This window comes from Tessaracoccus pujii (assembly GCF_054483895.1).
This window is the reverse complement of record NZ_CM137012.1, coordinates 3,007,274-3,021,029: the sequence shown is the minus strand read 5'-3', so window position 1 is coordinate 3,021,029 and position 13,756 is coordinate 3,007,274. Positions and strand designations below refer to the sequence as shown.

The 13,756-nt window shown below is 71.7% G+C and carries 10 protein-coding genes; 3 read left to right on the top strand and 7 right to left on the bottom strand.

What is annotated here, in order from left to right; translation table 11 throughout:
* Window positions 1-32: 32 nt before the first annotated feature.
* Both ACX1D0_RS14070 and ACX1D0_RS14065 read right to left on the bottom strand, forming a co-directional pair.
* Entirely contained in the window at window positions 33-752 is a 720-nt protein-coding gene (locus tag ACX1D0_RS14070) for a DUF2202 domain-containing protein (RefSeq protein ID WP_459018625.1), read from the bottom strand.
* Between the two features lie 98 nt (window positions 753-850).
* Window positions 851-1,519, bottom strand: coding sequence for a PIG-L deacetylase family protein (locus tag ACX1D0_RS14065; protein ID WP_459018624.1), 669 nt, complete (start codon window positions 1,517-1,519; stop codon window positions 851-853).
* A 179-nt stretch (window positions 1,520-1,698) separates the two neighbouring features.
* On the opposite strand from ACX1D0_RS14065, the gene ACX1D0_RS14060 reads away from it, so the two are divergent.
* Together ACX1D0_RS14060 and sulP are read left to right on the top strand one after the other, a co-directional pair.
* Entirely contained in the window at window positions 1,699-3,426 is a 1,728-nt protein-coding gene (locus ACX1D0_RS14060; protein ID WP_459018623.1) for a hypothetical protein, read from the top strand.
* Between the two features lie 85 nt (window positions 3,427-3,511).
* Window positions 3,512-5,287, top strand: coding sequence for a SulP family inorganic anion transporter (gene sulP, locus ACX1D0_RS14055; protein WP_459018622.1), 1,776 nt, complete (start codon window positions 3,512-3,514; stop codon window positions 5,285-5,287).
* Window positions 5,288-5,290: 3 nt separating this feature from the next.
* Here sulP and hslR read toward each other — a convergent pair whose 3' ends face one another.
* Window positions 5,291-5,656 (bottom strand): Hsp15 family ribosome-associated heat shock protein, encoded by a 366-nt coding sequence (gene hslR / locus ACX1D0_RS14050; protein WP_459018621.1) that lies wholly within the window; start codon window positions 5,654-5,656, stop codon window positions 5,291-5,293.
* A 626-nt stretch (window positions 5,657-6,282) separates the two neighbouring features.
* Between hslR and ACX1D0_RS14045 the strand changes: the two genes are divergently transcribed.
* A complete protein-coding gene (locus ACX1D0_RS14045) occupies window positions 6,283-7,530 on the top strand; it encodes a glycosyltransferase 87 family protein (protein ID WP_459018620.1) in 1,248 nt (415 codons plus the stop codon).
* Here ACX1D0_RS14045 and ACX1D0_RS14040 read toward each other — a convergent pair.
* Genes ACX1D0_RS14040 through ACX1D0_RS14025 form a run of 4 tightly spaced genes read right to left on the bottom strand, consistent with a single transcriptional unit; the run spans window position 7,520 to window position 13,740 of the window.
* Window positions 7,520-8,590: an ABC transporter ATP-binding protein gene (locus ACX1D0_RS14040; protein WP_459018619.1), complete on the bottom strand. Its 1,071-nt coding sequence runs from the start codon at window positions 8,588-8,590 to the stop codon at window positions 7,520-7,522. The genes ACX1D0_RS14045 and ACX1D0_RS14040 overlap by 11 nt on opposite strands.
* Entirely contained in the window at window positions 8,587-10,122 is a 1,536-nt protein-coding gene (locus tag ACX1D0_RS14035) for an ABC transporter permease (RefSeq protein WP_459018618.1), read from the bottom strand. Before ACX1D0_RS14035 ends, ACX1D0_RS14040 begins: the two co-directional genes overlap by 4 nt.
* Window positions 10,106-11,146: an extracellular solute-binding protein gene (locus tag ACX1D0_RS14030; RefSeq protein ID WP_459018617.1), complete on the bottom strand. Its 1,041-nt coding sequence runs from the start codon at window positions 11,144-11,146 to the stop codon at window positions 10,106-10,108. Before ACX1D0_RS14030 ends, ACX1D0_RS14035 begins: the two co-directional genes overlap by 17 nt.
* Window positions 11,143-13,740, bottom strand: a complete 2,598-nt coding sequence (locus ACX1D0_RS14025; RefSeq protein ID WP_459018616.1) for an AMP-binding protein — start codon at window positions 13,738-13,740, stop codon at window positions 11,143-11,145. Before ACX1D0_RS14025 ends, ACX1D0_RS14030 begins: the two co-directional genes overlap by 4 nt.
* Between the last annotated feature and the right edge of the window lie 16 nt (window positions 13,741-13,756).

Below are 13,756 nucleotides of genomic sequence, written 5' to 3'. Positions count from 1 at the left end.
ACTCCCGTGAGTGACGCCGCTCTTCCGGTTGATCAGGCGTTGCCGCGGTTCATTCCGCGCCGCGGCGCGTCCTCGCTGCCGGAGCCGTCACGCATCCGGTCGCCCGAGCCGTCGCGCGGGGCGTCGGCGTTGCCGCGGTCGGCGTCGGTCATGCCCGTGCCGTCGCACACTGCGGTGCCGGTCCCGCGACGCGCGGTGTTCGCCGGCCCGACTCCCGTGCCTTCCTCGCCGTTCAACCAGCGGGTGAATCCGGCCAGGTGGTTCTCCGATCCGGCGAGCAGACGCTCGTAGACGGCCTTGATGTCGTCGTTGTCGGTGGCCACGATCTGCTTCTCGAGATCCGCGATGTCGCGCTTCTCCAGTTCGATGGCGGCCTTGAAGGCGGCGTCCTCGGACTCCTGACCGTCGTCGAGCCAACCGTTGTACAGCCCCTGAAGGGTGGCGTCGTCGTACTTGCCGGCATCATCGCCCTCGGTCGGGTCGGTGACGCCGAACTGGTCGAGCAGCCGGTCGACGGCGTCGAAGTGGCGTTGCTCGCTGGTGGCGATGCGATCCCAGATCGCGCTGTCGTACTTGGCGCCGAACGCGGTGTAGAGGTCGTGGGCCAGCTTCTCCTCCTGGCGGCTGAACACCAGGGACGACTGCTCTGCGTCGTCCGGGGCGACCGTGTCGGCCGACGCGAGCGAGGCGCCGCCGAGGCTGACGGCGGTCACCGCCAGACCCGCTGTGATGAGGGTGAGTGTGCGCTTCATGATGAGCTCCTTTGGTGCTGTGATCACTGATGGTGATGAAACCAGTTCACCGCTCCGGCATGAAGCTCCCGCCGAGGAAGTGTGAAGCTTGCGTGAAATCAGGTCGCAGGGGGCGGGGTGAGGCGGAGGTGTTCGCGGTCCCCCAGCAACTCGAGTCGTCGCCACAGCACGCTGCCGGGCACGGCCTGGCTGACGTGCAGACGCGCGGCCGTGAGCTGCCGGCTCCGGTCCACGGTGACGACGATGGGCAGTGCTTCGTCGTCGTGACCGGTGAATCCTCCCCCGAATTCGTCCCTCAGCGTGGCGGCCACGTGATCGGGCAACCCCCACTCCAGGACCGGGAGACCCCGTCCCGCGGCCACCGAGACAGCCGCCCGGCTGGCCGCCTCGTGGTCCGGGTGACCCGTGACGCCACCCCCGAGCGCGAAGACGAGCAGACCCTCCGGCGTCCAGGCGTCGACGGCGCGCTCGATGTCGGCGACCACGTCGGCCTCGCGTCCGGCCACGGCACCGTCGGGATGGTGCAGCAGCGCGGTGCTGCTGCACCCCAGGACCTCGGCTGCGGCCTCGAGCTCCATGGCGCGGGTGTGGGCCAGGTCCGGGGCGGCACCAAGAGTCGACGCCTCCCCGGCGGTCAGGCACAGCACCTGCACGTCGGCGCCGTCGTCGACGAGGCGCCCGATCACCCCTCCCAGGCCGAAGGATTCGTCGTCCGGATGTGCCACCACGACGAGCACGCGGGTCCAGCTGGGCAGTTGGGTGTCCATGACGTTCATTGTATACCCCTAGGGGTATTACCTCGGTGGCTTCGATGTGCGACCGGCGATCGGGGTAGGTTGGACCGGGACCGCGATCTACGCCGGCCCGGCTCACCGCCCGGCCGGCAGGCACGAGATGAGGACGGGCTGCTTTGTTCATCGAAGAGTGGGCGTGGGACGATGCACGCGTGAACGCAGAGCTGTGGGAGGGCCAGGCCACTTACCGCCGCTCCCTGGAGCAGGTCGCCAACGACGTCCTGGACGCTGCGGGCGCCGGCCTCGATGTGCGGGCCTTCGTCGTGGGCCTGCCCATCGAACGCGACGCCGACGTCGTCGTCGAGCCAGCACGCGGCCACTTCGATCGCAGCATCGTCGCCCAGTCCACCTACCTCGGCACCCGGCGCTTCAACAAGCTTCTGCGCGACGACGAGGCCTTGGACAACTCCCCCGTCTACCTCGCCGCGCTCGAGGCGCGGACCCGGCGTCGCGCCGTCGCCGACAAGCTCGACGCGGCCGCCCGGGCCACCGGCCGGATCCACTTCGTCGGTGTCGGCGTCACCATCGGTGACCACACGGTCTTCCCCGTCCTCGCGTTGCAGGAGGACCAGTGGAAGGAACTCCCCCAGCTCCCGGATGATGCGGGCGACGATTTCCTCACCGCCCGCTCGTTCCAGGAGGCTGTGGTCACCACTGTGCTCGACGTGGCCTCCCGAGAACTCGACCGGCAGATCCCGGGCTCGGTGGTGCGGGTCGACCCCGAATCGGTGCTGCGCTCCGCTGCCGACCTCTTCGTGTCCGCCGTCGTCGCCAGGACCGGCCAGGAGTTGGCGTTCGGCGCGCTGCAGGCATTCGACGCCGTCTCGGCCCAGCCGTACGAGGGCCGGGCGGGCAAGGGTTCGATCCTCCTGGCACCGCGCGGCGACGCCGGCATCAGCACGGTGATGTCGCTGGAACACCCCGTGCCGATCGGCCGGGCCCGGTCACTGCGCAAGGTCCTGGAGCTCTCCGTCGGCGACCTCCGCCTCCTGTGCGACGGCCGCGAGGTCTACGGCCTGGGCAAGGTGGATCCGACGGCGTCGCGTCCGCACGCCTTCGAGGCCCGCATCGCCGGGAACGGCTCCTGGGAGCTGTGGGACGGCGACGTGCCCTATCTGCGCGTGGACAACGGGGTGGCGGCCATGCCGCGCGAGCTGCTGGACGAGGACGAGTTCGCGGTCACCGTCGACCGGGTGTTCCCGGACGTGTCGGCGCGCAACGCCCGCTATCTGTGGCAGATCGCGCGGGCCGCGTCGCAGCAACCGCACGGCACCATGCTCGTGGTGCACCCTGAGGCGGAATCCGAGGCTGGGCGGCTGCTGCCCCAGGCGTACGCCATCACCCCCGCACGCCTGGGCCCGGAGGCTCTGACCGCGGCCACCGGCATCGACGGCGCCGTCCTGGTGTCGCCGGCCGGCAAGTGCCACGCCGTCGGCGTCATCCTCGACGGCCTCGCCACCGGCACCGGGGATCCGTCGCGGGGGTCGAGGTTCAGCTCCGCCATCCGCTACCTCGCCGGGGCCGGACGGGGCGCGATGGTGATCATCGTGTCCGAGGACGGCAAGATCGACCTGTTGCCCAAGACGAAGCGACGGGTCCGCCGCGCCACGGTGCAGCGCGCCGTCGACCGGCTCGTCGCCGCCGCATCCGAAGGCGAGGACGGGGACCGGTTCCTGCGCGCCGACAAGGCGGTGGAGGCCATCGAGTTCTACCTCAACCAGGAGCAGTGCGACGCGGTCAACGCGGCGCGCGAAGAGGTGGAGGGGCGGCAGTGGGACCAGGCGCGCGTGCGGCGCCAGTACATCCCCATCGCCCCGGACCCGGCGATGGACGACTCCTACTTCGTCGACCGCGCCCAGGACCCCTCCCCCGTCGCCTGACCCTCGGCCCCAGCCGCCGTCGAGCCGACGCGGCCCTGCATGCCGATCCCGCTCACGGCGGGCCGGGCGCCGGTAGATTCGGCCCATGGACCCGTCGGAGCGGACGCCCGCCGCGTGGGAGCGCTACCTCCCTGGGGTCGCGGTGCTGCGGCGCTACGACCGCCGCTGGTTGCGCGGCGATGTGGTGGCGGGCGTGACCGTCGCGGCGTACCTCATTCCCCAGGTCATGGCCTATGCCGTCATCGCCGGCTTGGCACCCGTCATCGGCCTGTGGGCCATGCTCGCCCCCCTGCTGCTCTACGCCGCGCTGGGATCGTCGCGGCAGATGTCGGTGGGGCCGGAGTCGACGACGGCGCTCATGACCGCGGCCGGTGTCGGTGCGCTCGTGGCCGCGGCAGGGGGCCCGGAGCGGTACGCGGAGGTGGCGGCGCTGCTCGCGATCGCCGTCGGCCTGGTGTGCCTGGTGGGATGGCTCGCGCGGTTGTCCTTCCTGGCGACGCTGCTGTCGCGGCCAGTGCTGGTCGGATACATGGTGGGGATCGCGGTGCTGATGATCGTCAGCCAGTTCGGCAAGGTGGCCAAGCTCGAGATCGAGTCCGACTCCACGCTGGGAGCCACCTGGGAGTTCCTCACGCGCCTGGGAGAGGCCCACCTGCCCACCGTCGCGGCTAGCATCGCGGTGCTGGTGCTGCTGTTGCTGGCGAAATGGTTGGCGCCGAAGGCGCCCAGCCCGCTCATCGTGCTGCTCATGGCGGCCGGAGTGGTCGCGGTCTTCGGGCTGGAGCGCTACGGCCTCGACATCGTCGGCGACGTACCCTCAGGTCTCCCGTCGCCGCGGCTCCCTGCCATCGACAGCCTGCCGCTGCTGGCCCTGCTCCCGTACGCCGCGGGCATCGCCGTGGTGGCCTACTCGGACAACGTCCTCACCGCCCGCGCGTTCGCGGCGAGGCGGCGGCAGAACATCGATGCGGGACAGGAACTGTTCGCCCTGGGCGCCGTCAACGTCGCGACCGGACTGCTCCAGGGTTTCCCCGTCTCGTCCAGCGGGTCACGCACGGTGCTGGGCGACGCTGTGGGGTCCAGGACGCAGCTGCACTCGCTGGTGGCGCTGGGCGCCGTCGTCGCGACACTGCTGTTCGCCGGACCAGTGCTGTCGACCTTCCCGATGGCCGCGCTGGGCGCGCTGGTGATCTATGCCGCGACCAGGCTGGTCGACATCGCCGAGATTCGTCGCATCGCCCGCTTCAGGTGGAGCGAGCTGGTGCTGACCGCCCTCACCACCGTCGCGGTGGTGGTGTTCGGCGTGCTGGGGGGCATCGGGATCGCCATCGGGCTGTCGCTGTTGGATCTCATCCGCCGGATGGCGCACGCCCACGACGGGGTGCTCGGGTATGCGCCGGGGGTCGCGGGGATGCACGATATCGACGACTATCCCGACGCCACCCAGGTCCCGGGCCTGGTGGTGTACCGGTACGACTCCCCGCTGTTCTTCGCCAACTCCGACGACTTCCTCGCCCGGGCGGAGGCCGCCGTGGACCGGGCGCCGCAACCGGTGCGCTGGTTCCTGCTCAACGCGGAGGCCAACGTCGAGGTGGACCTCACTGCGGTGGACACACTCGAACTGCTCCGTGAGCGGCTCGAGACCCGGGATGTGATCTTCACCATGGCCAGGGTCAAGCAGGACCTCCACGATCAGCTGGAGGCCGCGGGCTTCGTCGAACGCATGGGCGTGGACCGGATCTTCGCCACGCTCCCGACGGCGGTGCGGGCCTACGCGGAGTGGCACCGTCGTGAGGTGGGCGGGACACCCGACGGGCTACCGCCCGAGATCCTCCGCCACCCGGAGTCTCCGGCGACCTGAGGGTCAGCGGTCGCGCAGGCGGTCGAGGTCGCGGCGTTCGCGCTTGGTGGGCCGCCCGCTGCCCGGATCACGGACCGCGACGCGCCCTCGCATTCCCGCGATGGGCGGCGGCAGTTCGGGCGTCCGATCGAGGTACGCGGCCTGCGCCAGGGGGGCGGAGACCCGCTTGTCGAGTGCGGGGTCCACCACCTCGATGAGGCGTTCCAGCTGGTCGCGGCGGACGCGGACCACCTGCCCCGGAACCACCTGCTGCGACGCCTTGGGCAGCTTGTCGTCGACCCTGACGTGGCCGCCGCGGACCGCCACTGTCGCGGCGGAGCGCGTCTTGTACATCCGCACCGCCCACAGCCAGGAGTCGAGTCGAGCCATGCGCCGATCCTACGCCGCCGGGTTGTCCACAACGCTGTCCACAGCTGGGGAAAACTACCGTCGTGTAATTCCGGGCGCCGCCGACAGGTGGCCTCGGAGTGGTCGAGCTGCTCTGCCTTGTGTCTGTGCAGACATGCCCCCGAGCAACAGTGGGGGCACGCCTTCGCGGACAGCGCCGCACGCCACCGCCAAGTGCCGAAGCCTAGGGCGCGGAATCGTGCCCCCAGTGGCACCCGCTGCTCTGCCTCCTGAGCGTGGGGGTCGGCACTGGCGACCCGCCTCCGCGGACGCTCGGATGACCAACGCAGTGGCTTCTCCACCGCGGCAAGAACGCAGCTGCGGCATCGCTCTGCGGTCCATACGCGCGGCGGCCAGAACAGGAAGCCCGCGCTGTACGGCCAGCCGCGGCTCGACAGAATTCGGGTGGGTACGCTGACGGCACGGCGCGAGCCCCCGAGAAGGAGACCCACATGATTGACCGGCAGACGATCCTCATCACCGGCGCCAGCGACGGCATCGGGGCGGCAGCGGCCCGCGCCTGATCAACTCAGGAACGTGGGCGGCGTGCACGCTGGTGCCGGGCGGTGGATTCTGGGGCGGCGCGAGCGTGGACCTACGATGGGCCGGTGACCCCTCGCCCGACGACGCGCTCCGCCACCGCATGGCTCGGCGTCCTCATGATCGTCGCTGCCGCGGCGATCTCCGCCTACGCCGTCGTGTACGGGCGCTGGGACGAGCAGCCGTTCCTCCCGGAGCGGTTCAAGCTCACCCCTCCCTATCGCATCGACCTGGATGTCTACCGGCTCGGCGCCGAGACCTTCCTGCGCGGGCGTGACCTGTACGCAACCCTGCCCGACACCGAGATCGGCGCCAATCTCCCCTTCACCTACCCACCCTTGGCCGCGATGCTGTTCGCGCCGCTGGCGCTGCTCACGATGCGCGATGCCAATCTCCTCGTCTCGTTCGGCACCCTCGGCCTGGTGGTCCTGGTCATGGTCCTCGTCATCCGGGAGTTGACCCAGGTCAGGGGCCGCACGCTGATCCTGGCAGGGCTGGCGGCAGGAGCGGCCGCCTTCTGGCTCGGGCCGGTGCGGGAGTCGGTGGAGTTCGGCCAGATCAACGTGGTGCTGATGGCGCTGGTGGTCTTCGACGTGGTGGCCGGGCGAGGCAAGAGGTGGCAGGGTGCGCTCACCGGGCTCGCGATGGCCATCAAACTGACCCCGGCGGTCTTCCTGGCCTACTTCCTGGTCAGGCGGGAGTGGCGGGCGCTGGCGACGGCCGCCGTCTCGGCGCTGCTGTTCACGCTGCTGGGATTCGCCGTCGCATGGGGGGACTCGGTGACCTACTGGACCGGGACCATCACCGACCCGGACCGGATCGGCCAACTGGCCTACCTCTCCAACCAGTCGCTGAACGGCGTGCTGCTCCGCCTGGGGCTCACCGGTGGGACCGCGACGCTCGCGTGGTTCGTAGCCTCAGCGGTGCTGGGCCTCTCCCTCCTCGCGCTGATGGCCCACCTCTTCCGCCTCGGACACGACCTCGCCGCGGCCCTGACGATGGGCTTCTACGCCCTCCTGGCCTCCCCCGTCTCCTGGTCCCACCACTGGGTCTGGGCCGGCCCTGCCCTCGTGTTGCTGGCGGTGTGGTCGCGGCGGAGCGGGAACGTCCTGGGCTGGGGGCTGGTGGCGAGCGGCCTGGCGATCTTCGCCGGGCGAACGATCTGGGATCTCCCGGACGATGCCCACGAGGGCCTCACCTGGACCTGGCAGCAGCATGTCGTCGGCAACGCGCAGGTCGTCTGGGGGTTGGCGTTCCTGGCCTACCTCGCTCTGGGTGCTCCCCGCAGGGACGTGGACACCCCCGTCAGTGCTTGAACACCCGCACGGGGCCCACCACGCGGAGGCCCACGCGGGCACCCAGCACCGGGGTCTCGTTGCCGTGGACGCGCGCCCGGACGGACAAGGGGCCGCCGCCCCAGCCGGGCACGTCACCGGCCACGTCGAGGTCCACGACGGCGTCGTGGCCGAAGAATCGCACCGTCGTCACCGTCCCCGTGACCGCGCCCTGAGCCGGAGGGGTGAGCCGGATCTGCTCCGGACGTAACAGCACGTCCACCGGCCCACGCGGCACGAAGCCCACCACGCTGAGCATGCCCAGCCCGGAGCGGACCGCCGGACCGACTCCCTCGCCGCGCACCATCACCGCGTCGCCCATGAACGCGGCCACCTGAGGGTCGATGGGCTCGCCGTAGATGATCCTCGGGGCGGCCACCTGGCGGACGTGTCCGCCACGAAGCACGGCAACCTCGTCGGCGAACGACAATGCCTCCCCCTGGTCGTGCGTCACCAGCAGGACGGTCGCGCCCGCTGCCCTCAGCGCCCGCGCCGTCGCCTCACGGGTGGCGTGCCGCAGCGCCGTGTCGAGCGACGAGAACGGCTCGTCCAGCAGCACCACGCTCGGCCTCGGCGCCAGCGCCCGCGCCAGGGCGACGCGCTGCTGCTGCCCGCCGGACAACTGCGCGGGAAAGCGCCCGGCGAGATCCTCGGGCAGTTCGACGAGGTCGAGCAGCTCCAGCACCCGCTCGCGGTAGGTGCGCTCGCGCGGGACCACGCCCCGTCGGGGGAGCCCGAAGGCGATGTTGCCGGCCACCGACAGGTGCGGGAAGAGGGCGCCCTCCTGCCGCACGTAGCCCACACCCCGCCGCTCCGGCGCCACCCACGCCTTCGGTCCTGTGACCACCCGGCCACCCACCTCCACCTCGCCGCCGGTGGGACGGATGAAGCCGGCTATCGCGCGCAGGAGAGTCGTCTTTCCGGAGCCCGAGTCCCCCAGGATCGCGGTCGTCGATCCCTCGGGCACCGTGAGGCTGACCCCGTGCAGAATCTCGCTGTCGCCGTAGCCGGCGCGCAGCTCGCGGACCAGTACCTCGCTCATCCCGCCACCCGCCTCTCCTGCGTGATCTGGCGCCGCAGCACGACCGTCAGCGGGATCGACAACACGATCATCACCGCGGCGTACGGCGCCGCCGCCGCATAGTCCAGCTCGTCGCTGGCCGCCCAGAACGATAGCGCGAGCGTGTCCGTGCCGGTGGGCGCGAGCAGCAGGGTCGCGGTGAGCTCGGTGGAGATCGCCAGGGCCACCAGCACGAACCCGGCCAGCACCGACGGCGCCGCCAGCGGGAGGACCACCCGCCGCAGCACCGCGAACCCGCCGTGTCCCAGCGAGCGGGCCGCCTCCGCCAGCTCGGGTGGCGCCGCGGCCAGGCCGGAGCGCAGCGACACCATCGCCCTCGGCAGGAACAGCACCGAGTAGGCAACCACCACCAGCCACACCGTCTGATACAGCCACGGCGCCCAACCCACCGCCAGACCGACCAGGGCCAGCGCGACAACGACGCCCGGCAGCGCGCTCCCCACGAACGTCGCCCGCTCCAGGACGGTGGCCAGCCATCCGCCACGGCGGTTGAGCAGCAGCGCCCCCGGAAGCGCCAGAACCACTGCGGCCAGGCCACCCAGCACCGCCAGCCCCAGCGTCGACGCGGTGACCCGCAGCAGGTCGTCGGCCACCGCGCCGGACTGGCTCGTGCCCGCCACGAGCCAACGCACGACCAGGGCGACCGGCACCACCGTCGAGAGTCCCACGAGGACCGTGAGTCCGGCCACCGACGGCCAGGTCCAACGGCCCAGGGGCACGCTGGACGGGCTCTGGGTGCTGCCGGACCCTATCCGCGACACCCGCCGCCGCCCCCTGGCCACCACCTCCAGCGTCAACACGCCCAGGCACAGCACCAGCAGCACCGATGCCAGCAGCGAGCCACGGGCATCGCTGAACCCGACGGCGTACTGCTGAAGGATCGCGGTGGTGAAGGTCTGGTAGCGCATCATCGACAGCACCCCGTATTCGGCCAGGATGTGCAGCGCCACCAGCAGCGCTCCGCCGGTGACGGCCGGACGCAGGCGCGGCAGGACGGTGCGCCAGAACGCGGCGACGGGGCCCAGCCCCAGCGAGCGTCCCACCTCCTCCTCGCCGGAGTCCAGCGCACGCAGCATCGCGGCCACCGGCAGGAACACGAACGGGAAGTAGGCCAGCGTCGTCACCAACGCCGCACCCCCCAGCCCGACCAGGCCCGGTTGCCACGACACCCACGCATAGCTGGCCACGAACGCCGGCACTGCCAGCGGGGCGAGCATCAGGGCCCGCCAGACCGGGGCGCCGGGGAGATCGGTGCGCTCCACCAGCCAGGCGGCGGTCACGCCCAGCGCAGCCGAGAGCGGCACCGTGATGGCCATCAGCAGGGCGGTGTTGCCCAGCAGCATCGCGATCCGGGGACGCACCACATAGGCCACGGCCGCGTCCCAGCCCACCCCGAAGGCCGAGACCACGGTGACCACGATCGGCACCAGCACCAACACCGCGACGCCGGCGGCGAGGACCTGGAGCCAGACGCGGCTAGAGGAGCCCGGCATCCGTCATCAATCTGGCCACGTCGTCGGAGTTGAGCGTGAACGGGTCGACGGGCGGATTGTCCAGGGTGTCGAGCGGGGGCAGCGCCGGATCAGATGCCACGCCGTTGCCCACCGCGTATTCCATGGACTTCGAGTCCACCAGCACCTGCTGGCCCTCCGGCGAGGTGACGTAGGCGAGGAACTGCTGCGCCTGCTCGGCCTTGTCGCTGCTCGCCAGGACGCCGCCGGCCGACAGCGACACGAACGCCCCCGGATCCTGGTTGCCGAAGTAGTGCAGCTTCGTGTTCCCAGACCCTTCCTTGGTGCCGGCCTGGTCTCGGTACCAGTAGTAGTGGTACATGATCCCCACGGGGACCTCGCCCGCGTTGACGGCCTTCATCGTCGCGATGTTGTTCTGATAGGCGTTGGCACCTTCCTGGAGCGCGGTCAGCCAGGCCGCGGTCTCGGCCTCGCCGCGGTCCGCGAGCATGCCTGCGACGATCGCCTGGAAGTCCGCCCCGCCGGGCGCGCAACCCCACCGCCCGTTCCACGACGAGTCGGCGAGGTCCATCATCGAGACCGGCAGCTCCGCCTCGGAGATCTCGGAGGTGTTCCAGCACAGCACGGTGGAGCGGGCTGCGATCGCGATCCAGTCCTTGCTGGAGGGCGCCATGTCTTCGGGCACCTGCGCCAGCGTCGCCGACTCGACGGGGGCCAGCAGCCCGGCGCGCTCCACCACCGTCATGGCGGGGGAGTTCTCCGTGAGGAACACGTCGGCCGGGCTCTGGTCGCCCTCCTGGACGATCTGGTGGCCCATCGACGAGTCGCTGCCCCGCCGGATCTGGGTCCGGACACCGGTGGCCGCGGTGAACGCCTGCGCCCAGGCAGCGGTCACGTTCTCGTGCTGGCTGGAGTAGATGAGCAGCGCCTCGGGGTCGGCGACGAACTCCTCCTCGCCCTCTCCCCCTGCGCTGCAGGCGGTGGCGGCGAGCGGCGCGACGGCCAGTCCGGTGAGCAGGAGACGTCGGCTGAGGGTTGGGTTCACAGGGGGGTCCTCTCGGAGGTGGTGCGGGTGGGGACGAGGGTGTCCTGGAGCCGGCGCACGGGACCCGCCGTGAGCCGCCACAGCAGCACGCCGGCCGCCAGGGCGGCGAGCGTCCCCGTGAGCGGGTCGTCGATGAGTTCGAGCACGTGGAACTGGACCACGTAGATGTGCAGGCTGGCCGCGGCCAGCAGGGTCACCGCGGGAACCACCACGGCCGGCACGGGAACGGTCCGGGCGAGCGCGAGCACCACGATGCCGGTGGCGATGACGACATTGCGCCAGGGGTCGTCGGGGAAGAATCCGGCCGCTCCGGCGAGCGTCAGCGCGAGCGTCACGGCAAGACGGCCGGGGGTGCGCGCCACCGCGGCGGCCATGCCCGCTGCGAACAGCCAGAACACCGTCGGCATGATGCCCCGCATCGGCCCCTCCGTGGCGAGGCCCAGGATCACGAACCTCGATACCAGGCCTGCCACCAGGAGCCCGACGGCCACCTGCCACGGGTCCGCCGCCCACCGTCGCGCCAACCACGGCACGGACAGCAGCGCGGTCACGAGCAGCACGCAGAGAATCAGCGCATCGACGAACCACAACTCGTTGCGGCGCAGGGTGGCGATGTGGCCGGTGGCCCAGTTGACGAGGAAGACGTTGCCCCACCCGTAGCGGCCGTAGCTCAGCCCCACGAGGGCCGTCACCACCGTGGGCACTCCGACGCCGATGAGCAGGCGGGTGCCGGCGCGCCATCGACCCACGGCGGCCGGCGCCGCCAAGCCGAACAAGGCCGCGCTGTATCCCGCCACGGCCATGAGGAGGTGCGCGCCGCCCAGGATCCTGAACAGCTCCGCGTGCGAGCCGCAGATGATGACGGCCGCCAGCGCGCGCAGCACCACGGGGGCCTCGAGCCGGCGCCACCGTAGCCACGAGCGAGGCGCGGCGGTCGCGGCGGGCTGCTCCTCCGCGGCGTCGATCAGGTCGACGAGGGGGCGGTGGTGCCAGTCGGCGGGGAGGTTGCCCAGGATGGCCGAGAGGCGCACCGAGGCCTGCACGTGGGTGAGGGAGTCACCGCCCTGCGCGACGAAGGTGAGGGCGAGGTCGACGTCGTCGCGGCCGAGCACATCCCCCAGGACCGCCGCGACCTTCACCGCCACCCCGGGGGCGTCCATCCGCTGCCTGGTGTCTGCGCACTCCTCGGGGTCCGTGGCGCGCACCAGCGCGTCGCACCCCGGGCGGTCCACCTTGCCGTTACCGAGCCGCGCGAGCGGGAACACCCCCACGCGGACGTGCCCGACGCCGAGTCCGGCGGCGCGGGCCGCGAGACGCCGCGCGCTGGAGCCCGTCTCCGCCCCCGGCTCGCCGTCGACCGGCTCGACGGCGACCCGCAGGCCCGTGTCGTCGCCCGTCACGCACACCAGGAACCCGTCGCGCTCCAGCGCCGCCTCGACCCGCGCCAGGTCGATCCGCAGGCCCAGCACCTTGACGAACCCGGAGCGCCGGCCGACGATCCGCAGCACCCCGTCGTCGAGGACGCCCAGGTCACCGGTGCGCAGCTCGGTGACCATCCGGCCGAGGGCCAGGTCGTCGGGGTGTTCCGCGTAGCCGAGCATGACGCCGGGGCCGCGCACCACGATCTCGCCGCTGTCCCCATCGGACTCCCGGACGGTGCGGTCCAGGTGGAGTCTGGTGCCGGGCACGGCGCGCCCGACCGTCTCCGGCGACACCAGCGCCATCGCCGGGTCCTGCACGGTGATGCGCGCCGTCGCCTCGCTCTGTCCGTACATCACGGCAAGCCCCCAGCCGTGCCGCGACCCGAGCTCCGCCGTGCGCCGCACGCGCTCGGGCGCCATCCGGCCACCGGCCTGGGTGACGAGCCGCAGCGCAGGGTGCGGACGCTCGAGGATGCCGGTGGTCTCCATCAGCTCGACCATGTGGGGCACGACGGCCAGCGTCGTGACCCCGTCGTCGACTGCCTCCCAGAAGCGGTCGTCGAGCACCGACGCGTCCGTGAGTGCCACCGAGGCTCCGACGGCGAGATGGCTGTGCAGCACGGAGAGGCCGAAGCAGTAGTGCAGCGGGAGGCTGGTGACGCCGCGATCCGACGCGGTGAGCCCCAGCGCAGCGGCGATGGCGTGGGCGTTGCTGACCAGGTTGGCGTGCGAGAGGCGCACGAGCTTGGGCGAGCCGGTGCTCCCCGAGGTACTCATCAGGAGGGCGAGGTCCGGATGGAGGAGGTGCCGAGGGGTGGGCTCGTCGTGGAGCGCCGTGACCGCGCCCGCCTCCACGGCCAGGTCCGCCGGCCAGGCCCGGCGCACGTGCTCGCCCGCCCGCCCCTCGGGGACGAGGAGCGCGACGTGACCGGCCTGCAGGAGGGCGAGGTAGGCCACCACGTCGTCGAGTGTGGGCCTGAGCCGCACGTGCGCGAGCCTGCGATCGCCGACGGGGAGGGTCGCGGCGAGCGCGTCGACGCGGTGGCGCAGTGTCCCGTGGTCCATCACCTCGCCGTCCGGTGCCACGAGGGCGGGTCGCGACGGGGCGGTCCGGCCGGCGGCCCGGAGCAGGCTCAGCGACCGGGTCGTCGGCGGCGTCAGCAGATCGTGCACTGGCTTAGGGTAGCCT